At 38.9% G+C, this 26,082-nt stretch carries 23 protein-coding genes; 6 read left to right on the top strand and 17 right to left on the bottom strand.

All coding sequences use genetic code 11. The annotated features are described in order from the left end of the window. Positions 1 to 53 precede the first annotated feature (53 nt). Both AC0VYH_RS04200 and AC0VYH_RS04195 read right to left on the bottom strand, forming a co-directional pair. Entirely contained in the window at positions 54 to 461 is a 408-nt protein-coding gene (locus AC0VYH_RS04200) for a GNAT family N-acetyltransferase (RefSeq protein WP_475373323.1), read from the bottom strand. Positions 462 to 472: 11 nt separating this feature from the next. Continuing rightward, positions 473 to 961, bottom strand: coding sequence for an NUDIX domain-containing protein (locus tag AC0VYH_RS04195; protein ID WP_242057330.1), 489 nt, complete (start codon positions 959 to 961; stop codon positions 473 to 475). Between the two features lie 171 nt (positions 962 to 1,132). Between AC0VYH_RS04195 and AC0VYH_RS04190 the strand changes: the two genes are divergently transcribed. Then, positions 1,133 to 1,414 carry a hypothetical protein gene (locus AC0VYH_RS04190; protein ID WP_194220351.1) on the top strand — a complete coding sequence of 94 codons (282 nt, stop codon included), beginning with the start codon at positions 1,133 to 1,135 and terminating at the stop codon, positions 1,412 to 1,414. A 69-nt stretch (positions 1,415 to 1,483) separates the two neighbouring features. Here AC0VYH_RS04190 and AC0VYH_RS04185 read toward each other — a convergent pair whose 3' ends face one another. Together AC0VYH_RS04185 and AC0VYH_RS04180 are read right to left on the bottom strand one after the other, a co-directional pair. Continuing rightward, complete coding sequence (locus tag AC0VYH_RS04185; RefSeq protein WP_475366627.1) at positions 1,484 to 3,175, bottom strand: M3 family oligoendopeptidase; 1,692 nt, start codon at positions 3,173 to 3,175, stop codon at positions 1,484 to 1,486. 263 nt (positions 3,176 to 3,438) lie between these two features. After that, positions 3,439 to 4,170, bottom strand: a complete 732-nt coding sequence (locus AC0VYH_RS04180; RefSeq protein WP_475373776.1) for an MOSC domain-containing protein — start codon at positions 4,168 to 4,170, stop codon at positions 3,439 to 3,441. 132 nt (positions 4,171 to 4,302) lie between these two features. Between AC0VYH_RS04180 and AC0VYH_RS04175 the strand changes: the two genes are divergently transcribed. After that, a complete protein-coding gene (locus AC0VYH_RS04175; protein WP_098442379.1) occupies positions 4,303 to 4,485 on the top strand; it encodes a hypothetical protein in 183 nt (60 codons plus the stop codon). Here AC0VYH_RS04175 and abc-f (AC0VYH_RS04170) read toward each other — a convergent pair. After that, entirely contained in the window at positions 4,482 to 6,164 is a 1,683-nt protein-coding gene (abc-f, locus tag AC0VYH_RS04170; protein ID WP_475373322.1) for a ribosomal protection-like ABC-F family protein, read from the bottom strand. The two genes, AC0VYH_RS04175 and abc-f (AC0VYH_RS04170), sit on opposite strands and share 4 nt — an antisense overlap. A gap of 552 nt (positions 6,165 to 6,716) precedes the next feature. On the opposite strand from abc-f (AC0VYH_RS04170), the gene AC0VYH_RS04165 reads away from it, so the two are divergent. Beyond that, positions 6,717 to 8,468, top strand: coding sequence for an N-acetylmuramoyl-L-alanine amidase (locus AC0VYH_RS04165; protein WP_475373321.1), 1,752 nt, complete (start codon positions 6,717 to 6,719; stop codon positions 8,466 to 8,468). A gap of 111 nt (positions 8,469 to 8,579) precedes the next feature. On the opposite strand, the gene AC0VYH_RS04160 is transcribed toward AC0VYH_RS04165, so the two are convergent. From AC0VYH_RS04160 to AC0VYH_RS04145, 4 genes are all read right to left on the bottom strand, one after another. Then, positions 8,580 to 9,080, bottom strand: coding sequence for a carboxymuconolactone decarboxylase family protein (locus AC0VYH_RS04160; RefSeq protein ID WP_475366624.1), 501 nt, complete (start codon positions 9,078 to 9,080; stop codon positions 8,580 to 8,582). 99 nt (positions 9,081 to 9,179) lie between these two features. Then, a complete protein-coding gene (locus AC0VYH_RS04155) occupies positions 9,180 to 12,251 on the bottom strand; it encodes an efflux RND transporter permease subunit (RefSeq protein ID WP_475373320.1) in 3,072 nt (1,023 codons plus the stop codon). Between the two features lie 168 nt (positions 12,252 to 12,419). Then, entirely contained in the window at positions 12,420 to 13,787 is a 1,368-nt protein-coding gene (locus AC0VYH_RS04150; RefSeq protein ID WP_475373319.1) for a sensor histidine kinase, read from the bottom strand. Beyond that, on the bottom strand, positions 13,784 to 14,458 hold the full coding sequence (locus AC0VYH_RS04145; protein ID WP_475373318.1) for a response regulator transcription factor: 675 nt from the start codon (positions 14,456 to 14,458) through the stop codon (positions 13,784 to 13,786). The genes AC0VYH_RS04150 and AC0VYH_RS04145 overlap by 4 nt, the downstream gene beginning before the upstream one ends. A 144-nt stretch (positions 14,459 to 14,602) precedes the next feature. Between AC0VYH_RS04145 and AC0VYH_RS04140 the strand changes: the two genes are divergently transcribed. Further along, positions 14,603 to 15,715: a GGDEF domain-containing protein gene (locus tag AC0VYH_RS04140; RefSeq protein ID WP_475373317.1), complete on the top strand. Its 1,113-nt coding sequence runs from the start codon at positions 14,603 to 14,605 to the stop codon at positions 15,713 to 15,715. 59 nt (positions 15,716 to 15,774) lie between these two features. Here the strand turns inward: AC0VYH_RS04140 and coaW are convergent, their stop codons facing one another. The 8 genes from coaW to AC0VYH_RS04100 form a co-directional block, all read right to left on the bottom strand. Continuing rightward, positions 15,775 to 16,581 (bottom strand): type II pantothenate kinase, encoded by an 807-nt coding sequence (coaW, locus tag AC0VYH_RS04135; protein ID WP_475366619.1) that lies wholly within the window; start codon positions 16,579 to 16,581, stop codon positions 15,775 to 15,777. Positions 16,582 to 16,719: 138 nt separating this feature from the next. After that, positions 16,720 to 18,561, bottom strand: a complete 1,842-nt coding sequence (locus AC0VYH_RS04130; protein ID WP_475366618.1) for a PAS domain S-box protein — start codon at positions 18,559 to 18,561, stop codon at positions 16,720 to 16,722. A gap of 152 nt (positions 18,562 to 18,713) precedes the next feature. Further along, positions 18,714 to 19,520, bottom strand: coding sequence for an AAC(3) family N-acetyltransferase (locus tag AC0VYH_RS04125; RefSeq protein WP_475373316.1), 807 nt, complete (start codon positions 19,518 to 19,520; stop codon positions 18,714 to 18,716). Next, complete coding sequence (gene abc-f / locus AC0VYH_RS04120) at positions 19,517 to 21,373, bottom strand: ribosomal protection-like ABC-F family protein (protein WP_475373315.1); 1,857 nt, start codon at positions 21,371 to 21,373, stop codon at positions 19,517 to 19,519. The genes AC0VYH_RS04125 and abc-f (AC0VYH_RS04120) overlap by 4 nt, the downstream gene beginning before the upstream one ends. A gap of 200 nt (positions 21,374 to 21,573) precedes the next feature. Next, a complete protein-coding gene (locus AC0VYH_RS04115) occupies positions 21,574 to 21,702 on the bottom strand; it encodes an RAxF-45 family protein (protein ID WP_475366616.1) in 129 nt (42 codons plus the stop codon). Positions 21,703 to 21,758: 56 nt separating this feature from the next. Further along, entirely contained in the window at positions 21,759 to 22,076 is a 318-nt protein-coding gene (locus AC0VYH_RS04110; protein ID WP_194220338.1) for a DMT family transporter, read from the bottom strand. A gap of 12 nt (positions 22,077 to 22,088) precedes the next feature. After that, positions 22,089 to 22,412: a DMT family transporter gene (locus AC0VYH_RS04105; RefSeq protein WP_194220337.1), complete on the bottom strand. Its 324-nt coding sequence runs from the start codon at positions 22,410 to 22,412 to the stop codon at positions 22,089 to 22,091. Between the two features lies 1 nt (position 22,413). Further along, entirely contained in the window at positions 22,414 to 22,998 is a 585-nt protein-coding gene (locus tag AC0VYH_RS04100) for a TetR/AcrR family transcriptional regulator (RefSeq protein WP_430243859.1), read from the bottom strand. 699 nt (positions 22,999 to 23,697) lie between these two features. Here AC0VYH_RS04100 and AC0VYH_RS04095 point away from each other — a divergent pair. Beyond that, positions 23,698 to 24,855 carry a zinc-ribbon domain-containing protein gene (locus AC0VYH_RS04095; protein ID WP_430243861.1) on the top strand — a complete coding sequence of 386 codons (1,158 nt, stop codon included), beginning with the start codon at positions 23,698 to 23,700 and terminating at the stop codon, positions 24,853 to 24,855. A 22-nt stretch (positions 24,856 to 24,877) separates the two neighbouring features. Continuing rightward, a complete protein-coding gene (locus AC0VYH_RS04090; RefSeq protein ID WP_475366615.1) occupies positions 24,878 to 26,041 on the top strand; it encodes a S1C family serine protease in 1,164 nt (387 codons plus the stop codon). The last annotated feature ends 41 nt before the right edge of the window (positions 26,042 to 26,082 follow it).

The raw sequence follows: 26,082 nt of genomic DNA, 5'->3' as shown, positions 1-26,082 counted from the left end.
ACCTATACACCTAATCCCATTCTCTTACGACTAATGATGAGGCACTTAGTGCACTAGCTAAGTTTTTTTTGCAAGAAATATTGGGTATGACCTTGAGGATGATTTTCTACTTTACCACAAATTTCATACCCTTCCTTTAGATAAAATCCAGGTGCTTGAAAACTGAATGTATCAAGCAATATAAGTCGACATTCCTTTTCCTCTGCAAGTCTTTCAACTTGTTGGAGAAGTTTCCTTCCAACACCGTTCCCTCTCTTCTCATCTGTCACCCAAAGAAAATCGATATGAAGGTGCTGCCAGAACAATGTTGCCGAAATCCCGCCAATCACTTCATCCTCTTCTTCTATGACGAATGCGATTTCTTCAAGCGGAGTTTTAACTGCAGATGAAAGCTTCTGTTTGTTATATTCAACAACGTTCTTTCGAATGAAATCTCGTGACTCATCTCTTCTTTGTATCATTCAAATCCTCCTCATCCGAGCGTTCTTCTTGTTTCCTTAACTGGAATCTCGCTTCCTCTCTCGTATTCTACGGAAACTTCAAACGTTCCCTCCTCAAAGAACTTTGGCAGTCTCTGTTTAAACCAATCTTGCATAGGAAGCGTATGAACTAAATTTCTCTTCACCCACATTAATTCACCTTCTGGTGGATCGGGGTGCTTACTACCAGAGTAGGAAGTAGCTACATAATTAAACACGATGTACCGAAACTCTTCATCTGGAATAATAAATTCATCGACTCCCTTATATGTAAGATCGCAAGGATGAACAATAAATCCCGTTTCTTCATAAAGTTCTCTTGCAGCACCTTCGGCAAAGCTTTCTGAGAGTTCAATCTTCCCGCCTGGACCGATATAGCCAGGAAACCCTGCTTCAGGAGGTCGATTCAGTAAGAGAATTTCATCTTTTTCTCTATTATGTAAAATAACCATGGATAGTAAAGTAGCTTTTATCGTTGTCATCCATTCCACCTCCAGCAAATCCTATCTTCGTCTATGATGACAGTATATATCATTCTGAGTTAGGAACCTACTATACTATGATGAATGATTTTTAAGAAACAGGGTAACATCCAATATAGAAGGCATGATCGCGTAAGTCATACCGCCCAAGTTAGGAAAAGGAGTGATACCATGTTAACCCGCACACATTACAAAGAACGCAATCCAATGAATGAGCGATTAATCAACTGGTCAGTTGAAAATACGAAAGAAGATGACTATCAAGAGTCACAGCTTGCGATTGTTGAATGCACCTGTACGAATAGCGATGGAGACGAATTGCAAACAGTTAAAACGCTGGAAATGTCACCTGAGCATAACTCCTGGGAAGAGTGGATGGATGAACTTAAAAAAGATCGTTTTGAAATCATCCAGTGCCCAAGCTGCAAAGTATGGACGATTGATGACAAGTAAAGAAGCGTTTATGAATGTAAACGATATCGAAAAGCCCTTCTCGATGTTTGAGAAGGGCTTTCTTATTTATTACGATAGTTCTTCTAATTCAGCTGAAATAAAATCCATCAATCCTTTGATCATTGGTTCAGAGAAATCAAAATGGATACCTGCCGCTTCATACACTTCGGATAACGATACAGAGCTTCCGAGTGATAAGGCACGGTTGTAATTTTCTAGAGCCTGTTCTGGATTTTCTCTATACTGGCGATACATTTGAATCGCACCAAGTTGGGCAATAACATATTCAATATAGTAGAACGGCACTTCAAAAATATGCAGAATCAACTGCCAGTTATTCTGAATCCATTCTTCCTGCCCTGTCCAATCTACATATGAGGAATCATATGTGCGCGATAGCTCCATATATTTCTCGCTACGTTCTTTGCTCGTATGATTTGGATTCTCATACATCCAGTGCTGAAACTGATCCACCACGATACCACTAGGAAGGAAGAGGATTAACCCTTCAAGCTGATCTTTCTTAGCTCTTAGCAATTCCTTTTCATCCTGATACATAAGATTCCAGTAGTCCATCGTTAAGAGTTCCATCGACATGCTTGCTAGCTCAGCTGACTCCATAGGCGTATCTTGATAAGCTGATAGCATTTGATTACGCTTAAAATCATTATGAATGCAGTGACCCATCTCATGAAGAAGCGTAATAAAATCATCCTGTGACTTTGTACTATTCATAAAGATAAAGGAAAGCTCAGAAACCGGAAGATACTCACAAAAACCTCCCTGCGCCTTTCCTTTCCGACTTTCGAGATCAAGTGCACCTTTTTCATTCATCTCGTTTAAAAGATAAGAGAAGCGCGGAGAAAGCTTATCGAAAATATCAGATGTGCCTTTGATTAGCTCTTCGATTTTATTAAATGGACGAAGCGGCTGCTTATCTTTCGGAACAGCCCTCGTATCCCATGGTTTATACTCCTCAATACCAAGCTCTTGCTGATGCTTTTTTTGCAGCTTTTCTTTTAGAGGAACAACGTGCTTTCGAACTGCTTCGGCTAGAGATTTACAATCCTCTGGCGTGTAATCGAACCGCTCGTATTTCTTAAACATATAATCTCTGTAATTATCGAGATTCACATTCTCAGCTTTTTTCTGACGGAGCTGAATCAGCTCGTCCATAATTTCCTGTAAGTCGTCTTTTTTCGTTAAGAGCGTCGTGAAGATTTCTTCCATAGCGCTTTTGCGAACTTCGCGATCCCCATCCTGCATCATTAAAAACATTTCGCTAAGTGTTTTTTCTTCGCCATCCCAATGAAATGAGAGACTACCTGTATGCTCAAAATAACGATTAACAATGCGATCTTCTTCAACTTCTAAGTTAATATTTTCCTCATTAAAAAGCGTCATTGCATTTTCTTTCCGAAGAAGAAATTGTTTATAATACTCTTGGTTCAGCTGCGACTTGTAAGGCGACTCCTGAAACTTTTCATCAAAAAGCCCCTCATATCGCTTTACCATAGGTTCTATGTATTCTTGATCGTGCTCGATTGTCTTTTTTGCTTCTTCACTGCTGCTATGGCACTGGAAATCAATATAGTGTCCGGCAAGTCCTTCTGCCACACCATCCATTAATAAAGATAAGCTCATCACCCATTTTTCTAATTCATCAGCAGAATGAATCGACTGATTGAGGAGCGTTTTAAACTCTTCTTCAAGAATAGAAGGATTTTTAAAATCATACTTTTCAACATAAAACGTACTCATCAACTTCCCCCTTAAGATGCTTTTATGTACCAGTTCATAGTTTACCACAGAATTTTCTGACAGGATATGTCATAACCTTTCTCATGAGTCCACATTGATGAAAGGCTTAAATCGGAAAACACAAAAATGGGACCCCACCCCGTGGATGGGACCCCTCCTGTGTGGAAAACAAAGCATCCCATCCAAGGACGGGGCTTCATTCATGCTTGTACCCGTATCATTATGATCTATAACGTAAAAACGCCAATTCGTTAATTGAAATATTATCCTTCTTTCTGATCGACTAGCCACACTTCATCATTCGTATTAATTTTTCCCGTTTGAATCACTTTCGCATACATCCCAAATAAATTACCATGTTCTTTGGCAACCTTCTTCAAGAGGTCCGGATGTTTTCCTCCAGTCTCAGGATCAACGGTGATAATCATACATCGCTCACAGGGTTTTACGATTTCAAGCATCACTTCTTTTCCGATTTGTAGAACTTTCCCTTCCCACGTTTCTTCTACAAATGGCGTTTTCTCCAACAAAGAGATTTTAAGGTTTGGTCGAAAGCGTCTTTCATCTGTTTTTTTACCCCAGGAAGATGATAACGCATCAAGAGAAGCATCCGTCACAATCAAAATGTGCTCTTCTTCAATCGGCCCTATTGGAACATTTTCCGGATGATAAACTTTCTTCGTTAGCTGCTTTGAAGATTCTTCTTCCATTTCACGTAGCCAGGTCAAATCAGACCACTTATACGTTTCTCCTTCTGGTGTGGTAATGACCGGTTCAGGATAAGCATCAAGTGATTCCGGCGCACTGAATGATGCTTGGTAACGCACGAGTGGTGGAAATTGTGTAATCGTAAAAAACGATTCTTTCTCATCTAATATCACATGACTTCGATCGCCATAAAGGCCGTAGTTCATCACCATTGTCTGAGTAACGCGTTCTCCTGTCATCGACTTCACAGGATGACGCATCAACTCACTAATTGTTCCAACTTGAATGATCATCAGCTCCCTTCTGCCTCCTTAGTATAACCAAAGAGACAGAATCTCATTTTTTTCTATAAGTCTAGTATAAACAATGAGAGATTTGCATAAAACTAGTAGAAACAAAGGAAAAAAGGAGAGATCCGAATGGAAATAAAAGAATACTACTCCATTACCCTCTATAATGAAAGACGAAGAGCGATCTTTCATTCAGAAGATGAATATGATAATTTCGAAGAGGCACAGCGTGAAGGATATGTTCTTCTTCGCAATCATCCGAAAGCAGACTTATATTCGGTAGAACGTTTTTTTGCAGTAGAAGACGTCTAAAATGACCTTTTCTTCTCAAGTAATATGGCCAATTTTTGATCAATCTCAGCTATTTCAGGATCACCAGGTAATAAAAGACTAATCTTACTAATCAGCGCAGATATTTCGTTATCAAGAAGCATCTTTTGTTCTTCTTCCTTTTTTGAAGAAACAGAAGAGCTTTTTTCTTGCACTCTTTTTCGATATTCCGCTAAATTCCTCTCAACCCTTTTAATCTGTTGATTCTCAAATACAAGAAGCTGATCACACATTTTCTCCATAAAATAAACATCATGCGAAACAATGAGAAGAGTTCCCGGAAACTCTCGCAGTGTATCTTCCAATTGCTCACGTGAAGGCAAATCTAAATGGTTTGTAGGCTCATCGAGTATCAGAAGATCATATTTGTTCATCAACATACGCGTCAGTTTCAGCTTTGTTCTCTCTCCAAGACTGAGTTGATTAATGGTGGCATGGATTCGATCTCTCCCCATTCCCATCGAAGCAAAAATCGATTTTGCCCGAAAGATCTCTTCCTTAGTTGCTACGTTTAAAACTTCAAGCGGAGTTTTTTTTTCAGGAAGATCATGCACATCCTGTGACAGATAGCCAATCTGAAGCGTTGGACTACTCCACAGTTCTCCCTCGCTAAGCGCCTCCATTCCAAGCAGCATTCGCAATAAGGTGGTTTTCCCACAACCATTTTCACCAACAATCCCCACTCGTTCCCCAGACTTCATGTAGAAAGAACTTTTTTGAAATAACCATCGTTCTTCAAAACGTTTTCCGACATTAGTCGCTTCTAATACCCGTTTACCACGTGTATCATTCGCCTGAAATTGAAAGCGTACTTCTTTCTCCTGATCAGGTTCTTCCACTTTATTTTTCTGCAGTTCCTTCTCGAGTCTCTTCTGTTTCGACTTCACCTGACGATCCATTTTCTTTGCTTTCATGCGGTAATGTTCCTTATACCCTTCCTGTTTTGTTGACTCACCGTGTGCTTTTTCAGACCAATTCGTTAATCCTGCAAGCTGACCTTCTATTCGCTTTATGTCTTTTTGCTGCTCGTCATAATGATGGAGCTGGTCTTCGTATCTTCTTTGCTTTTCGGCTCGATATGCCGTGTAATTTCCTTGATAGTCGCATATGTTACCACCTTCAACTTCAAGGATTCTGCCAACCGCTTGATCGAGAAAATAACGATCATGAGATATAACAAGAACAGCACCCTTAAAAGAGTGAAGCTCTCGAATTAACCAACTTACGCCTTTTCCATCTAGGTGGTTTGTTGGTTCATCTAGTATTAATAAATCCGGATGAGTCGACCAAATCTTTGTGAGCGCTAGTTTTAACTTTTCCCCACCGCTTAAATGTTCCGCTCCTTCACTAGTTGGAATAGGGCGTAATCCTAACTCCTTTTCCCTTTTAAAGTCAGAAGAATCGACTTCCAGCCCATATTGCTCAACCATCCCTGTCTGGTCAACCGACTGCTTCAGATAGCCGATATCATCTTTGAGAGTAATTCTCCCTTCATCTGGCTCGATCTCTTTTACGATTATTCTTGCTAAAGTTGTTTTACCAGCACCGTTCGGTCCAACAATTCCAATGCGCTCTCCCTTATGAATATCAAGGTTCACTTGATTAAATAACAAGTTCTCATTAAAGCTTTTTTTCAATCCTCTTATCGAAATAACGTTCACAGTATCTCCCCCAAATTTTCAGTTCAATGCTTTGAGGAGAAAAAAACCTCCCCATTACCTGGAGAGGCCTGTCGTTCCAATTTCCCATACCACCGAAAAAATGCATCACAAAGAAGCATGTTTTCGCCAGCACAAGTGATTAAAAAGGGCAGACTAATCCTATTCTCCAGAAAATCAATTTCACAATTTGAAATTAGATCTGAATAAATAAGATTAGTTCTTCATCGCTTCTTAACCATTCCCTTCGTCTTTAGTTGCCATTATTTTAAAGAATTATGTAAGCGATGTCAAATTCTTTTTTTAGCCATTTATAAAATGAATGGCCTTTAAAAAATCGAATTTTGTTGAGGACTTTTAGAAAATTAGTCGATTTTTATCCTTTTTTAGTACAAAAGGACCCTATAATGTCTCATATTCCAGACCGATATTAGAAATAGTTAAGAAATACTTTCCATTTGATAATATTTTGAAGGGGGGCCATTTCGTCCGTTGTTGTGACGTCACTGCGTACATAAGAAAAATAGAAACATAGAATATGGGGGAATACACATCGTGCGGAGTAAAATTCTTACGTTTATTATGGCCGTTATTTTAATTTTTACAGGAATGAGTTTTCCAGAAAAAACATCTGCAAGTGGTGAAATCGAACGTATCAGTGGTGCAAACAGAATTGATACTGCTCTTGAAATTTCTAAGAAGATATCACCAGGTAAGCTTGCATCAGCTGAAAAGGCTGTTATCCTCACTCGTTCAGATATGCCATTTGATGCTTTAGCAAGTTCAGGACTTGCGGGAGTAAAACAAGCACCGATATTATTAACAGGCTCATCTAAACTTGATGACAAAGTATCGGATGAACTCGCTCGTCTTGGCGCGAAAAAGGTTTATATCCTTGGAGGAACAACTGCCATTAGTCAGGGGATTGAAAATGAATTAAAAAGGACATATACAGTAGCGAGAGTTGAGGGATCAAACCGTTACGAGACGGCCAACGCTATTAATAAAGCATCAGGCCTTGATCACTCATCTACAGCTATTGTGGTAAATGGAAATCAAGTAGCAGACTCCCTATCAGCATCAAGCGTAGCTGCTATGAAAAATTATCCAATCTATTTAACAACAGAGACAAAAGCGCCATCGCTTCCTACAAATATTAAGACTGTTTATGTAATTGGAGGAAATGCTGTTCTTTCAGACGCTGTTATAAAGAAATTAGAACAGCAAGGTAAGAAGGTTGTTCGCCTTGCTGGTGACGATCGTTTCCTAACAAACATTGCAGTCAATAAAGCCTTCTTCACATCAAACTCTTCTTATATTTTAGCAAGAGGAACTTCGGTGCAACAAAATAAAGAAGATTATCCAGATGCTGTAGCTGCCGCTTCCTTAGCAGAGAAATTTAAAGCACCAGTTGTATTAGCTCACAATACGAGACCAATTCCAGACGTTCAAACTTATCTTTATCAAAACGCTTCTTCCTTGATGGTGTTAGGCGGAGAAGCAGCTATTCCTTCTAGTATCGTAGATTCTTATAAAATGAAAGAGAAAGTTGAAGAAGTTGTTTTAGAAACAGGAATTGTTACAGCTTCAAGCTTGAATGTTCGAACTTCCCCAGAAATGAATGGAACAAGAATCGGTGCATTGCCACGTAACGCTGAAGTTGATATTTATGGTTATTCAGGCGATTGGGCTAAAATTAAGTATCAGGGACAAGTAGCTTACGTGCACAGTGCTTACTTGATACCCAAAAGTAGTAACTCTTTAAACAACTTAACGATCGTTGTGGATGCTGGCCACGGTGACCATGACCCGGGCGCAAGCAATGGGAAGCTCCTTGAAAAAGACATCAATCTGGATGTAGCTCTTTATTTAGAGAAGAAACTTAAGTCAGCTGGAGCGAACGTCGTCATGACGAGAAGAGATGATTCGTTCTTAGAACTGAGAGAACGTTCGAATATCGCTAATAATTTGAATGCCGACGCATTTATTAGCGTGCATACTAATGCAGCAAGTGAAGCTGCTCACGGCATTGAAACATATTGGTATGACAAATATAGCTCTGCAGAAAGTAAAGCTCTTGCAGAAAGCATTCAAAAACGATTAATTGAAGTAACGGAGGCAAGCAATCGTGGTGTTAAGAACCAGAGTTTCTCTGTTATTCGAGAGTCAAGAATGGCAAGTGTTCTTGTTGAAGTTGGGTTCTTAACAAATAATGAAGAGTACAAGCTTCTTCTTACACAAGAGTACAGAGAAGAGCTTTCTGAGGGCATTTATCAAGGTGTATTAGATTATTATAAAACGAAGTAAGTGTCAAAAAGGAGCCTCCACTTATCCCGGAGGCTCCTTTTTTATTTCTTAAATAATCAATAATATGGTGTAGGCGAAGCCTACGCTCAACCAAAGTCAGCGAAGTCCTCTTTATAACCCAAGACCAATCGAAGTCTGATTAGTATAAGACGTATATGCAATAAGTTGATTAATCTCAACGATTTCTTTTTCAGTGTATCCATGTTCTTTTAATTTCTCAAGATCCGCTTTCTCCAGACTCTTTGGGTTCGTAACAAGTTTCTCGGCATAGCTTAGAATACTTTTTATATGACTTTCAAAAGCATTTGAGCTTTCATATCTTTCAAGCTCTGCAAGAATAGACTCATCTCCACTGATTTCTTTTAATAAGTTTCCGTGCCCCGTATAACAAAACTCACAACCATTCAAATGAGAAACAAAAACGACAACTGCTTCCGTTTCAAATTCATTCAATACGCCTGCTTTAACAGCTGCTGCTAAAGGCATAAACGCTGAAAAAACGTCAGGACTTTTCGCAATAAGTCGATTAAAAACAGGAACAGGGTGTTCAAGATCTTTGTAGATTTCAAGATCCTTTAGATCTGACTGTTTAGCTGGTTTAATCCATGGCATTTTCTATCATCCCTTCTTTATCCATTCTTTATCATAACAAATAATTTTGTTTTCCCAAAAAAACCACTGTGCTAAGAAGCACAGTGGGAAGAGTTGGTTTTAAAACGTTTCTTTTTTCATTCGACGATACTTTCCGATCATTGCATAAAAGACCGGGACGAAAACGAGTGTTAATAATGTAGAGGTAGTCAATCCGCCTATGACCGTAATCGCAAGTCCCTTTGAAATGAGACCTGATGCTGAATTAGAAAGCGCGAGAGGAATGAGGGCAAAGATCGTTGCAAGAGCCGTCATGATGATTGGACGCAATCTCACTTTCGCCGCTTCAACTAAAGCCTCTGTCATTTCTAAACCGTTCATTCGGTTCGTTTCTACTCGATCTAGCAACACTACTGCGTTCGTGACTACAATACCGATCAGCATAAGCATCCCAATCATCGCACTCATAGAGAGCGTTTGACCTGCAATCAGTAGTCCAGCTAATGATCCGATTGGAACAAATATTAATGAGGATAGAATCACGATCGGTGTAATAATTCCTCTAAAGGTTAGACTTAATACAAAAAATACGAGAAGGATCGCTGCAATCATCGCAAGTCCCAGGTCAGCGAAGCCATCAGTAATCATCTCCTGACCACCGCCAACTTCCATTTCAACGCCTTCTGGTAAAGAAAGTACACTGAGATCTTCTTCAACAGCTTGTGAAATTTGTGCAGTATCATCGGACTTGATATCAGCTGAAATTGAAGCAGACGTTCTGCCATCATCATGATAAAGCGTTACTGGTGCTGTCGTTTCTTCAATTGAAGCAAGATCTGATAATGGTTGCACTCCATCTGCAGTTGGAACCTGAAGCTCTTCCAACTCCCGCTTTGATGTTACTTCTTCATTATAAGAAAGAGACATTTTCCACTTCTGGTCATCAATTTCAATTGTCCCGCCATCAAGTGGTTGCAAACGACTATTTACAAGTTGCATAATCTGGAATGGATTAACATTCGCATCTTCACCTTCATCAGTGAGCGTCATTGTCCATTTTGGTTGAACTTCTTCAAGATTGTTAGAAACGTTTGTTAATTCTCTGTCTTGTAATAGAAGTTCCTCAACTTGAGTAGCTGCTTCTGTCAACTTCTCCTGGTCGTCTCCATACAAGCTAACATCAATCGCGTTTCCGCTCGGTGGACCTTCCTGTTGCACTTCTGTTGCTTTAACAGTACCTTCTTCATAAGTTTCTTCTACAATGCTCTGTACATCCTTTTCATACGCCTCTAATGTAGTTTGAAGGTCATCACTGTTCGAAAGTTTTATAAAGACAGTCGTTTCATTATCCTTTGATTGTCCTCCCCCTTCGCCTGGGATTGGGCTACTTGACATTCCGATTGATACTTGACTATAGTCGATCTCTTCTTTCTCATCCAAATAATCTTCTATTTGACTTGCAACCTCATTTGTATCTTCAAGCTGTGTTGTAGGAGGCAGTGATACATTTAACTCGAAAGAATCGCTTTCCCCCGCTGGTAAGAATGAAACGCCAAGTGCGGGAATCATCGCAAGAGAACCTGCGAGTAATAGAATGGATGTCACAATGACGAGCGCTTTTTTCTTAAGTGCCCCTCTTATAAAACGTTCATATAAATGACTTAATCTTGATTCCTTATCGTGATGCTTCACTTTTTTAAAGAATGCACTTCCGAGAACCGGAATCAACATCAGTGCAACTAAGAGTGAAATCGAGATTGAGAAAACGACCGCCAAGCTAAATGGCCTGAAGAATTCACCAAGTATGCCCCCAACAAATGCGAGAGGTAAGAATACAACGAGTGTCGCAATGGTTGAAGAAGCAATAGCCCCTAATACTTCTTTTGTGGCATAGTAGGTTAAAGCTTTGTTGGACAACTCTTCTTTATTCTCCTGACGCCATCTATATATATTTTCAATGACGACAATACTGTCATCTACAATCCGCCCAACAGCAACTGCAAGACCACCCAACGTCATAATGTTCAACGTGTAGCCAAACTGATCGAGGAGGGCAATTGTTCCTAGAATAGAAATTGGTAGAGAAATAATCGCAATAATGGTTGCACGAATGTTTCTCAGGAACAAGAGAATAACAATGACTGTGAACAGTGCGCCGAATCCACCTTCTTTAAGAAGAGAAGAGATTGATTTTTCTACTTCTTCACCTTGATCAAGGATGGTAAATAACTGCACATCTTCTGTCTCATATTCACCAAGGACTTCTTTCACTTTATCGACAACGTCCTTCGTATTTTCATCCTGACTTTTTGTTACCTGAATGAGAAAGCTTTCCTGTCCATTAAACCTAGAAATTTCATTCTTCTCTGATGCTTCCATAACGTCAGCAAAATCCTCAAGAACAACTTGCTTACTTTCTTGTGGTGAATTTTGCTGGGCCCCTTGTGGTGACTGACTGCTTTCAATTACAAATTTTGTGTTTTTAAATTTTTTAAGGGAGTCAATAGAGCCTTGTAGTTTGACTGGAATCGTCGTGTCTTCGTCGTCAACTGATCCAAGAGGGAGGCTATACTCGCTCTGTGTTAATCTATCTTTAATATCATTTAATGTTAGCCCATACTCACTTGCCTTCTCTTCATCCACTTTAATAGAGAGTGTCGTTTCCTTTGTTCCGCTTAAACTTACACTATTCACTCCTGCAAGTCCTTCAAGCTCTGGAACAATCACATCTTCAAGCTTTTTTTGAAGGGCATCCGCATCTTCTGATGAGAGCGCAGCTTCATACACTGGCCTCGCTCCTGCGGACATGCTGATGACCTTAACTTCGGCTTCTTCTGGAAGATCCGCTTTCGAAACTATATCTTCAAGTTCTCGTTTCGTCTCCTCAATATCCGTACCAAACGGATACATGAGAGAAATGGTGCTGGCATTTTCAGAAGATGTACTCGTTAAGTCATCATATTTCGTGCTATTTTCGAGTAGATCTTCCACGGGGGTCGTTACTTCCTGTTCAACTGCCTCTGCTGAAGCCCCCGGATAGACCCCTTGAATAATAAGCGCAGGGAATGTGACATCGGGATAAGTCTCTACTTTTATTTGATTGGTAGAAATGATTCCAGCTGCCAAAACAAGCATCGTCAATAGCAGAACACCAATCGTATTCTTTAAACTAAATCTAGTAAGAAATTTCATCTCATTCACTCCTTCTTGATCTGACATCAGTATACGACGCGAAAATGAACGCATTATGAACAAACTTTTGTTATCTTTTCAGTGCTGTTTATTATCTCCATCTCCCCCACCGCTAATCTTTGCAAAAATTTATCACTAGGAATAAATAGAAAAAGCGAAAAGAAACACTTACGTTTCTTCTCGCTTTTTCAGTTTAGGGAGTGTAATAGTGATCGTTGTACCAATGCCTACCTTACTTTCAAGCAAAATATTCCCTTGATGAAGATGAACGATTCGTTGAACAATCGCAAGGCCAAGACCGCTACCTCCATTACCCGATCTTGCTTTATCCGCTTTATAAAAACGGTCAAATACATAAGCCTGGTCTTCTTCCGGTATACCACTCCCTGTATCTCTTACTTCTACGATCACTTCTTCTACTTTCTCTATCATTTGAATAGAGATAACACCATTTGAATCCGTATACCGAATACTATTTGATAGTAAATTTATCCAAACCTGGCTTAGTTGATCATAATCGGCTTCGATTTGTACTTCCTTTAAATCAACTTCAACCTCAATCCCTTTTTCAGCCCACATCGCTTCAAGAGATACAATCACTTCCCTGAGCTGTTCATCAAGTGAATAGCTTCTAAGGTGAAACATAGGATCATCCGCATCAAGTGTTGTCATTTTCAAAAGATTTTCACTTAATTTGGATAAGCGCTCTGTTTCTTTTTGAATAATACCAAGGTATTTCTTTCTCTCAACCTCTTCTAACATGTTATCCTGCAATACTTTAGCATAGCCGCCGATCGAAGTAAGCGGAGACTGTATTTCATGAGAAACATTTGCTACGAATTCCTGACGCATTTCTTCTAGATGACTTAAATCGTGCGCCATGTGATCAAAACTTCTCGAAAGGTCACCAATCTCATCATGACGTTCACTATTTATTCGAACAGTAAAATCACCTATAGCTACTTTTTTTGTCGCTTCTGTCAGGTGTTGAATTGGACGAACGACATACCTCATTAATATGACAAAGATGGAGCTCCCAATTATAAGTACAAGTAATAATGTCGTTAGCATCACTCGTTTAATCGTATTTTCTTCAAATGAAAGGTCAGGTCTAATAAATAGAGCATACCGACTTTCGTTGTCCTGAAATGGTAAACCAACATTTAGTTGTGACGGAGGGGAAACTGACCGATCATTCACACGAACAACTCCACCGTTCAACACCTTTTCAATTTGGTCATCGGAGGTTCCCCACTGCCCGTTGTCATTAGGATTGAGCGCTTTACCAGATTCATCGTAAATGATGAGATTATAGTTAAACGTAGGAATATTAGCGATAAATTCAACTGGATCCGTATAATTGGAATTCTCATATAAGGTAATCGTTTGACGTCCAACTTCTGTAATGTCTTTTTGGAGACGCTCTCGGATGGTATCAATATAAAAAACATTCATAATCCAAAAAGAAAGAATGAGACTAATCAAAACGACCCCTATATAGATAACGACACTCCTGAGATAGATCGATCGCTTCATTTGATTAACTCCAGTCGATACCCCAGTCCACGCATAGTTTTAATTACGAAAGGGGTGTCCCTACTATTAAACCTCTCTCTGATTCGTTTAACATGAACATCTATCGTTCGATCGTCTCCTTGAAAATCATAACCCCATATTGATTCAATCAATTGGTTTCGCGTGAAAATCTTACCTGGAGTGCTGGCTAATTTAAACAGAAGTTCAAACTCCTTTTTTGGCAAAGAAATTTTCTCCTTTCCAAGTGCTACTTCAAATGATTCTGCATCCATTTTAAATAACCCTATTGATAAATTCTTCGCACTTTGAATGTGATATCTCCGTAATAATGCTTTTACGCGCATAACAAGTTCAATGGGATCAAATGGTTTGACGACATAATCATCAGTTCCAAGTTTAAAACCTTTCACTTTATCAGAGGCCTGCCCTCTTGCCGAAACCATGAGAACTGGAATATCGTAATATGCTCTGATTTCTTCGCATAGCTGCCATCCATCTATATGGGGCATCATAATGTCAATAACCGCGAGATCTATCTTATCAGTCTCGAGGATTTTTTCTGCTTCCTTTCCATCTGAAGCTTTCTTAACAACAAATCCTTCGTTTTCTATGTATAGAGCCATTAAATCAAGAATGTTGGGATCGTCGTCTGCGAGTAATATCGTAATCATCATCATTAGCTCCTTTTCTATATTGATAGTGTAATGGCCTAGTGTGAATAGAATATGAACGAGTAGATAAAAATGAACCGGTTATTTATTGAAAATGGTAAAATAAAGTCGAAAGAAATCACCAGAAATTCGAGGTGTAATCGAATGCAGTTAATACATGACTTTTTTGTAAATATGATGATTATACTAGCTCTACTTTTTATTTATTATCAATTTTTTAGAGAAGAAAATCTATCACGAACATCTTCTTTGAAAAGAAAATTCCTTAGTGGTTTGTATGCAGGAATAATCGGGGTTTTCCTGATGATATATAGCATTCAAGTTGATGCAACGACCATTGTCGATCTAAGACATATCCCTCTTTTACTAGTCACCTTATATGGAGGTCCAGTTCCTGGAGTTATTGCTCTTATTGTGATCCAAATAACGCGCTTTATCATTGGAATAAATCTTTCTTCCTTTGTTTCACTTGGTTTGCTAACTTCTCTTTATATCGGTTACCTTATCTTTAGAGAATGGAAGATTGGGATTTTCATCAAAGCTCTCTGGATGCTCCTTTATTCCAATCTCGTCTTCAGTATCTTAATCGTCTACTTGCTACTTGATATAAAAAGCTTATTTAGTGAAATCAACGTTCTCTTCTGGATTACATCAACTGTGACAGGATTAATGGCGATTTACACAACAGAGCATTTACGAAAAATAAATCATCTGTTTAAAGAATACAAAAAGAGTGCTACTATCGATCCCCTTACCGGGTTAAACAACGTAAGAAGCTTTGATGAAGCGTTAAATCGCGCGATACAAGAAGCAGCTACGGACGATAACAAGCCATTGTCACTTCTAGTCATTGATATCGATCATTTTAAAAAAGTGAATGATACATATGGCCACGCAGCTGGAGATATCGTATTAAAACAGTTTGGTAAGACACTAAGAAGTGCTGCTAGATTAAACGATGTTGTATCTCGAAATGGTGGAGAAGAATTTACCATCTTATTAGGGGATTGCACTAATAGTGAGGCTTTGGAGATTGGAGAACGGGTCAGATCCATGATTGAGGAAAATTCTTTTGCAATCAATAAGGATGTAAGTATTCATATCACCGCTTCACTCGGTGCAAGTACTTTTCCCGAAACTGTTCCATCTCCTGCTCAGCTTTATCGAGAAGCAGATGAAGCCCTTTATCACGCAAAGAGAAGTGGACGAAATCGCATCTGTTCAAATGAACATACCATGAAAGTCTATGAGTATTAAAAAAAGGGGCTTCCTGCCCCTTTTTCATTTCCTATCTCATGATTCTATATGAACCCTGTTTAACGATATAATAATGCTCCGACCGCTCCACTGAACTGCCCCAGATGTGGAAAGTAAGCTTTGATATCAAATAATTCCTCAAAACGTTCAAGCTGCTGTCTAAATAATGGATTCGATTGAAAAGTAGAACCGATAAATACAATGTTTGACGTAGAAATGGTTTTCGCAAATGGGATAGCCATCATTAAAATCGATTCAGAAATCATTCCAATTAAACTTGCCAGCACATCTTCATCCTTTACTTCTTGCTGCTTCATCCGCTCAATGAAACCAAAATTACTGGCAGTTAAATCACCGCCAATGGGGGAGGCATCTCCATAAATATCCTTCACCTTTAAATCGATACCATTTCGATCGCCTTTTTCTGCTAGTCGAGTAATCTCTTGAAAATCTGTTCGCGCTGTCAATAAGTAAGCAAGTCCCATGAGCATTCCACCGCCTACTCCAGTTCCTCCAAGTCTTTCAGCACTCTGGCCATTAACAGAATGAATTGATGTACCAGTTCCAACGTTCACTACTAAATAGTTATCAGGTAAATGAAGCTTTGCTTGATCCACTAGCGCTCGGATGCCTGATGTAGTCGCTTCAAATTCCGGAACCATTTCGACTTCATTATCCACAAGCTTAGCAAGAGCCATTTGCTTCCCACCAGTAATCATTAACTTTGCTTCCTCATGGCTTTTCACCCATGACACAACATCACTTATATCACTCGTTGAAAAAGTCTGATAGCAGTATTTTTCATTCTCAAGATGCACAGTTTTAATTAATGTCCCACCAGCATCGATGCCTATTTTGTTTGCCATACTCACCCCTTCTTTCCCTATCTTAATGAGATAGTTTTATTCTATCCCAGTTCGTTTAAACAAGTAAAACATAGTCAGACAGAGTCAAAGCCCCTCTATCCTTTGAAAGAATAGAGGGGCTTTGCACGAATGAATGGATCACTCTTTCGGTAGTTGAATTAATACCTTTGTACCCTGTCCTGGCTTACTCTCAATTTTAAGTCGTCCTCTATGCTCGGTTATGATTTTATTACTAACGGTCATCCCAAGCCCAATTCCTTTTTCTTTATTGGTATAGAAAGGGACCCCGATCCGCTCGAGACGTTCTTCGTCAATTCCCATGCCATTATCATGAATCTCAATGATGACCCCATTCTGATTTTCTTCAAGAATCACATCAATTTGTCCATCTTGCTCAATGGCTTCAACCGAATTTTTAAGAATATTGATAAATACCTGTTTCATTTGGTTTCTCTGACATCGAATAACAATTGACTTGAGCTGACTACTTATATTAATTCTTATGTTTTTTGATGAAGCTTGTGGCGTAAGGACTGTAATCGCGTTTTTTATTAGCTTCAGCAAACTTACTTCAGCTACCTCAGAAGCCTCAGGCTTACCAAGAGAAATAAAGCCATTCACAACTTCTTCGATATTGGTAAGCTCATCTTCAATGATTTGGTGATACGTGCGATCACTTTCCTCCTGCCTTGCTAGAAGCTTTACAAACCCCTTTATGGAAGTAAGAGGATTCCGAATTTCATGGGCAAATCCTGCTGCTACATCTCCTATCAATGCAAGCTTCTCAATATTTTCGCGATATTGTTGAAGTTGAATCTTTTCAGTGATATCTCTTGAAATAAACACGAAATGATTGACGTTTCCCTCTTCATCAATAACGGCCATTCCTTTTGCTTCAAGTATAATATCATGTCCAGAAGCATGCAGTTTACGATAAATAGTCGTAATAGGCTGTTTGGTTTCAGTTAATTTCTGAATGGCTCTCTGACACTTTTCAAAATCATCAGGATGGATAAATGTCAAAATATCTTTTCCTACAACTTCATTCTGTTCATATCCTAATACTTCCTTATAAGAAGGTGATGCATAAACAGATGTTCCTTCATTATTCATCATACAAATTAAATCATTGCTATGTTCTAGAATCATACGATGCTTTTTTTCATTCCAATGAAGCAGCATTTCGGCCTCATGCCTCTCCGTAACATCTCTTGAAACGACAACATAAGATCGCTCATTTTCATTAGAAATACATGTCCCCTGTGATTCAATGTAACGATATATTCCATCCTTACGCTGCATGCGGTATTGAATGATAAGGGGTTGTCGATATTTGACTAATTTAAAAAATTCTTTTCTTACACGTTCCTTGTCTTCTTCATGCACATATCGAATTGAACTACGTCCAATTTCATCTTCAATTCCTTCTCTTGCGTATGCTCTATATGAAGGTGAAACGTATAGTAGATTTCCTTTCGGATCAAGTAAGCTTATAATTTCATTCATATTCTCTGTAATGAGTTGATAGTTTTCAAGAGTATTTTGTACATTGGCACGATCATAATCAACCTTTTTAATAATCGCTGTCGTTTGCCCAAGAAAATTCTCCACAGGAATCCCAGTAACTTCAACAGAGATATAGGACCCGTCCTTTTTCAACCATCTTTGAACGAGAACTCCAGGGTTAACACCATTAATAGAAGCTTCGATCCGCTTTGAAACAACCTCTCTATTTTCTGGATGAACCGTCTCCCAAATTGACTTACCTTCGAGTTCACTAAAGTGATCAAACCCGAGAAGATGAACGGCCGCATCATTTAAATAAAGCCACTTTTCTTCTTTTTGAACAACTAGTGCTGTAGTAGAACTTTCGTAGTACTTAACTAATCCTGCTAATTTATCATCCCTCTGTTCCTTAGTTTCATTCTCAGGAGGAGGGCCCGAACGTCTATAGATAGCTGTATTCTCGTTATGATTCATAGCTTCTCCTTCTAAAATATGATATTCGTGCAGCGGGTCTTTTGAGGGATATGAATACTTACATATCTTCTTTAAAAATAGCCGTTTTCCTGCAACTATTCTTTAAATCAAAAAAAGAAGATAACAAATGACGTTATCTTCTCCTCCTTTGTTCAATTAGAACGTTCTTCGTACCACCTACGTCCAAAATCAACGAGATCTCGTTGATTAAAAAGTTTGCATATGGCAGCACCTATCTTCATTCTTCTAAAGTGTTCTTTCTTTTCAAATTGAAACCCAATTTGATCAAAGCAATCTGAATCATAATCAATCTCTGTATATGTTTTCCATACTCGCTCACCATTTTCGATTAATGATGCAGACTTTTCTGAGCGTTCCTTCTTGGTTGAAGCGTGTTCAGAAAGGTGAAATGAAGTGTTACTATCATGACCTACTCCAAGCAAAAGAATTTTTCCATCAAGCTTATATATCTTTCCAAGAGGTGATTCCTCTCCAAAGCCACTCTTGATTGAATGGTCATTTGTAATGAAATATTTATGTTTGCCCCAGGCAGCAAACGAGTACATCGGATGATAACTGCGCACGACACCTGGGAATGTTCTAAACAACTCCGCTACCACTCCCATGCCACGCGTAGGAGTGGTAGCACAGCAAAATGCTGGCATATTCTCTCGAATAATAGGCCACCACTCTTCTGGAACTGGCGGATTCATCCAGTCTGCTGGCTCTGAATTACTCGCTGACTGCGCTGGCATGACAATCGTTCCTTCTTCTCCAACAGCTCTTATCAATGCTAATATAAGAGCTTCTGCGCCCCCGCATACCCATCCTAAAGAGCTTAAAGATGTATGAACGATTAATGTCATTCCGTCCTTTACCCCAAGCTCTCTCAAATCTTTTTCAAGACTATCGATTGTAAGGGGGAAATATACCTTATTCATTACATTTCTCTCTGTCATGATTCTTCCTCCAGTAAGATGTCATAGTATGATTCTCGTTTGATGCTCAGCTTCTCTTTTTCATCAAATAAGGCTTGAAGCTCTGTAAGGTCCTTCATTTCATTAAGCTTCTGATCGATTTGATCAATCAGGGACTCAATTTCCTCAAGCTCACATTCTATTGAATTCGATTTCGATTTATTTTCCACCTTCTGAATGGGAGGTGACGGGACTATACTCTTCCTTGACCTCCAACCATCAATCATTTCCTCGTGCTTTATCTTAGCTTCTGAATAACTATACAAATGCTGGTAAAGGTGTTGATTTTCAATCCAATATGTCACTGGAAAACACTTATTCAGAAAATAGCGATCATGCGAGACACAAACGATCGTCCCAGGGAAGCGCTCAATCGCATCCTCTAATACCTCTCTGGAGTCAATATCAAGATGATTTGTTGGCTCATCAAGAACTAATAAATTTAGATCCTTACTCATCAATTCAGCAAGACGTAAACGCATCTTCTCGCCACCACTCAAGGAAGAAATCTTAGCAAAAACGTCATATCCGTAAAATAAAAATCGAGCTAATTCATGTCTAGCGTCTCCTTCTGATACTTTTGCTGATTCACGGTAGACATTAATGACACGTTCTTCTACACGATCTTCTAGGACATGTTGAGAAAGGTAACCGATTTTCACACTTCCGCCTACCTTTACTTGTCCAATTGAAGGATCTACATTTCCGAGCAGAACATTTAGAAGTGTTGTCTTTCCACTTCCGTTTCTCCCAACAATAGCGACCCGCTCACCGTACCTTACGTGCAAATCAACTTCAGTAAATAATACGTTTTGTTTATAACCCGCTGTAACATTTTCGAAAGTGAGAACATCTTCTCCACTGCGCTGCTTCACGTCAAAGTCCAGGCTAATTTTCTTCCGATCTAAAACCGGACGTCTCAATTTGTCCATACGCTCTAGAGCACGTTCCATATTTCTTGCACGCTTATGAAGAGCGGCATTCGGAGGATTAGCTTGATTAGCCCATTCTCTTAAACGTTTGATCGCTTCTCTCATTTTTTTGATCTTCTTTTGCTGTTCCTGATAGGCAGCAAACTCTGTAAGCAACAACTCTTCTTTTTTCTTTACAAACTCACTATAAGATCCGTGATAGACGGTTAACTCACCATCTTCAAGATCCATTATTTTCGTAACCACTTCATCAAGAAAATACCGATCGTGTGAGATCATTAAGACCGTTCCACTATATTGCTTTAAAAAACTTTCAAGCCACTCAACCGCTTCCACATCAAGGTGATTTGTTGGTTCATCAAGTAACAGCAAATCTGGTTCTTTTAATAACAGTAACCCCAGACTTATTTTTGTCTTTTCTCCTCCACTCAAACGATCGAATGATGCATTCAACAAATGCTGAATACCAAGTCCATTCGCGACACTTTGAATAGATGAATCTATTTCATATCCTCCCCTACGAGTAAAACTCTCAAGTAATTGCCCATATTCTTTAAGTTCACGTTCGGTTTCTTGCCCATTCGCCATTTGAGATTCAAGTACATTCATTCGTTCTTGCATTTCTACAAGATCACTAAAAGCTTTTCTTAAGACATCTTCTACCAGTACCCCTGGATAATTTGGAATTTGGGCTAAGTATCCGATCTCTGCCCCTTTTTTATAATAAATCATTCCATCATCTACCTGCTCAACACCTGCTAACAATTGAAAAAGAGTCGTCTTTCCACAACCATTCCTTCCAACAATACCTACACGTTCCTTCGCATTTATCTCAAAAGATATATCTTCAAAAATAAGAGTTCCACCAAGCATCTTACTAATTGATTGTGCTGTAACGATCATTATAATCAGTCCTTTCATTCAGATAAGCATACAAAAAACCACAGATAAGGATACACCTCACCTGTGGTTGAATCTGGCATCATTTCACTTTAAGTCTACTAAAACCTTAAGATACTTAAAGCAAATAAAAAAGAGCGACAAATTTGCCGCTCTCTTTTCAGTAAATTTATACATTCCGCCTGAAGCAGGGTAAGAGAGCCTTACGCTTTGTTTCTTATGAAGTTGCTGTTTTTGGACACACCTGTCCCATCGGCAGCTACTTCATGAAAAATCGCACGGCAAACTGATACATAATCCATAAATTCCGTACGTACAAAAGCGTTAGACATCCCTTCCTCACCTCCTTAAATTAATACTTTCATTCTATCTGAATGCTCTGACAAAATCAACCTTCAGCTACGCGAAGACCAATGACAGAAATGACAACACAAGATATTAACACTAATTGCATTCTATTTTTGGGTTCTTTAAACCAATACATACCGATCAATACACTGCCCGCTGATCCTATGCCAGTCCATATCGCATAGGCTGTTCCTACCGGTAGAGCTTTTAATGATAAAGACAACATAAAAAAGCTCATGCTCCCGAAAAGAATTGTAAAAATAGAAGGCTTTAATTTTGTAAATCCTTCTGATAACTTCAAGCTAATAACACCGCCAACTTCACCTAGACCAGCGATTAACAATGCAATCCATGCCATTTTGCTTCCCTCCTAAGCTTCCTTTGCATTTAACTTCAAACCGATAATAGAAGAAATAAGCAATAAGATAAAAAATAGTTTTATGAAACTAATCGATTCATTTAAGAACATCATTCCAATCACAGCTGTCCCTGCTGCGCCTAATCCTGTAAATATGGCGTATGCTGTACCTACAGGTAAATATTTTAATGCTCTAGCGAAAAAGTAAAAGCTTGTTGCAATACCAACTATCGTTAACAAGCTTATAAGTGGTTTCGTAAAGCCATCTGAATATTTTAATCCAATAGCCCATAATACTTCCATCAGACCACCGATCACAAGATAGATCCATGCCATCTTATTTCTCCTCCCTACTATGAACGCCTTTAATAAATAGAGTCCAAGAATTTTCTAACCGTTTATTATGTTCCTCAGGTGAATAGTAGAAAATTTGTTCAAACATACCGTCAAGTAAACATAAATAAGCATCAAAAACTCGTTCCCATTCCTCATTTGGGAGCATCTGCTCGAGAATAGACTTAATCACTCTCTTCATCACATTCTCCGTTTTTTCAAACATTTGAGCGATTTCCTTCCGTAACGACTCTGGTGGAAATAGCATCATTCTTTTGAAAATAAGTCCCATTTCATCATTCCGTAAATACTCTGTATTTTCACGAAGAAGGTCATATAATTGTTTCTCAGGTGATTGATTGCTTAATCGTTCAGCCGTCTTTACAAAAAACGCATTGTAATCAACTGATACTTTATGAATCACACCTAAAAATAAATCTTCTTTACTTTTATAATGCGCATATAAGGAGGGTTTTTTTACGCCTACTCCTTTAGCAATATCCGAAAGGGAAGTCCCTTCAAATCCATTACGTGCAAATAGAATGAGGGCCACCTCTTTAATTCGATCCTGAGTCGATTCTTTTTTCATATAACATTACCTACCGATCGTTAGTTGTTAACAAATAAAAAACGCAGGCATTTGCCTACCACTCGTTAGTTATTATATCAACAATTCCTATCTTATGCAACGATCACAAAAAAAGCAGCCACTAGGTAAATATCGTAGTGGCTACATCTAAGGGAATAAGGGTTTTCAACTAATTAGACGAGCAACTACCTCATGAGGTTTCAAAAAAAGAAGATTTATTTCATTTCATGCTTATTCTAGGATTATCTACAAACAAGAGAGTGATTTGTCATTGATCGATTATAGTGAAAATGAATGCTACACATTTATCGGGGCAAAAAAAAAGGACCGGCAAATGCCGGTCTTCCTGGTAACGGAATATTTGAAAGGGGGTCTTAGGATCATCTTATCAAAGGGGTATAGGTGTGAACAGGTCCTTCAATACCGGTACAATCGAACGAAGTAACTTCTTTTTCATGATTTGATGTCCTTTGAACTAGTACAATCTATTCACTTTTAATCATAACAAAAAGAAATATGTCTTTTGAATCAATCCCTCCCCCTCTTTATAGGCTATTTTATAAGTAAGCTCTTACTCGATTTGAGCGAAAATTGCTTTATATTTCAATTCCCCAACAACCTACTGAAAAATATTTCCCTTACAAGGGAAATGTGTCAAAATATAACTAGCAATTGAGATTGAAAGCAGGTGGAATAAGGATGTACTGTCCACATTGTGGAAAAAAAAGAGGCGATGATGAGCAATTTTGCTTCTCTTGTGGAAAAGAACTAGTCACTCAAAATAAATCTAAGCATAGCCTATCCATTCTGTGGCGTTGGTTACCAGTGATGGTGTTTTTTCTTCTTTCTAGCACACTTGCCGGATATTATTTTTATGAAGAATCAACGTCAAAGGCAGCGATTCGCTCTTTTGAAAAGGGAGAGGAATTAGCTAAAAACGGCAAGCTCGAAGCAGCACAAAAAGAATTTAATGAGGCTCAACAAAACCGACCTCGTTTCCCCGCTGCCAAAAAAAACGAAAATATTGTAACGATCGCATTAAACGTTGAAGAGACTTTAAAACAGGCGGAAACCGCAAGAAAAAAAGATAACTACAGTAAAGCCTTAGATTTGATTAAAGAAGCTGAGCAAACCTCAGCATCCTATAAAGGTGATCTTTTCTCTACTTTACAAGAAGACATCGGAACGGTTCGGACAACTGTGATGGTTGCCGAATTAAAGTATGATATGAAAGGGAAAGAATCCATTGATGAATTGAAACCTGTGTTAACAAGGGCTGAAAGTTTACAAGTGGATGAAGCCCAAGACATAGCCGGACAAATTCGAAATCAAATTGTCGACTTTTCAATTAATGAAGCAAATGGTTATTTGGAAGAGAACCACTTTACGGAAGCATTAAACTCAGTAGAACAAGGCTTAGAAATCAATAAAGGTAACGAAAAGCTATCAAACCTCCAAACCGTAATTGAAAAGAGACGAAATTCGTTTGAGGAGGAGCAACAAAAGCGAATTGAACATGCTATGGTTGCTGCAGCAAAAGAAGAAGAAATGAATCGTACAAGCGCGATTGAACTCAATGAATTAGAAACAAAGGTGACAGATTACAATGAATTAAAAGTAACAGGTACGGTCACAAGCAAAGCCACTGTTCCCGTCAATTCGATCGGGGCTTCTTATAAAGTATTGGACGGAGATGGAAAAGAGTTTGATAAAGGGGAGGTTTATATTAACCCCGACAAACTTTATCCTGACGATACAGGTAAATTTGACTTTATGATCTACGATGTAGGTGAAGACGTGAAGGATCTTGATCAATTCACAGTCGAGATTGATCATTTCACATGGTACTTGGATTAGCAGAAAGGAGTATTCAAGACGGATGTCTAAGAAATTGGCTTTGCTACTGTCCATTGCAAGCTCCCTCTTTATTCTGATTGGGGGCGCCGCAGGTTTTTATTTTTTACATGATTACTATTCGAATACAACCGTTGAAGCAACATCTACTCTAGGAGAGAAAACAAATGCTCCAGAGAACCAAAAGAATGATTCAGACTTAAAATCCGTCATTCATGAGACACAAAAAAGCGTTGTGCAAATTGAAGTCGCCTTAAAAGATGGCACTTCTTCTGGATCAGGCTTCCTCTACAATGCAAACGGAGACGTCATTACGAACGCTCATGTTGTCGAAGGCGCTCAAAAGATTACCGTTAAAACCTCTGATGCTAAACAATTCGAAGCTCAAATCATTGGTATGGGTGATACGATAGATGTTGCGGTAATTCGCGTTCCAGGACTAGAGGGAAATGACCCCCTACCTGTTGCAGAAGAGCGCATGGCGGAAGTTGGGGACGATATCATTGCTCTTGGTAGCCCACTCGGACTTCAGAACACCGTTACAACAGGGATTGTCAGTGGCCTCGATCGAGAATTCATATTAGAACCCTATCGCTATGAACATATCTATCAAATCTCTGCCCCCATTACAAAAGGTAACAGCGGAGGTCCCCTTATTGATGCAAATACAGGAGAGGCAATCGCCATTAATTCCGCAGGAACAGACTCAGGGGCAATCGGCTTTAGCATTCCGCTCCCCAACGTTATTGAGCAAATTAAAAATTGGTCTGATGACCCAGTAGAAATAACGGTAGATGATGAAAGTAAGGAAGAAGTATCAACACCACAGGGACTCACAGGAGAAGACTTTAAAAATAATGCTACCTATCTTATTGGATATTTCTATGAAAGCTTGTCTACTCAAGACTATGTCACTGGCTACTCCTTACTTGGCAGTCGCTGGCAGAGTGAAATGCTGTATGAAGATTTTCGAAGTGGCTATATCCATACCCTTGACGTGGAAGTTTCAAATATGACCGGAAGTTTAAATCAAACGAATGATCAAGTAAAGGTAACAGCTACTATTAAAGCACAAGAACGAACCGAGGATAAGAAGACAACAACTTCTCTATACAACGTCACTTACCAGGTTGGTTATGAAAATGACCAATTGAAAATTCTAAGTGGTAAGGCTGAAAAATTAAAGTAAAGTAGGCAACATAAGGCTAGAGGTACATTCTCTAGCCTATT

The sequence above is a fragment of the Anaerobacillus sp. QJM3NY_32 genome (assembly GCF_056173645.1).
This window is presented reverse-complemented; position numbering and strand designations above follow the sequence as displayed.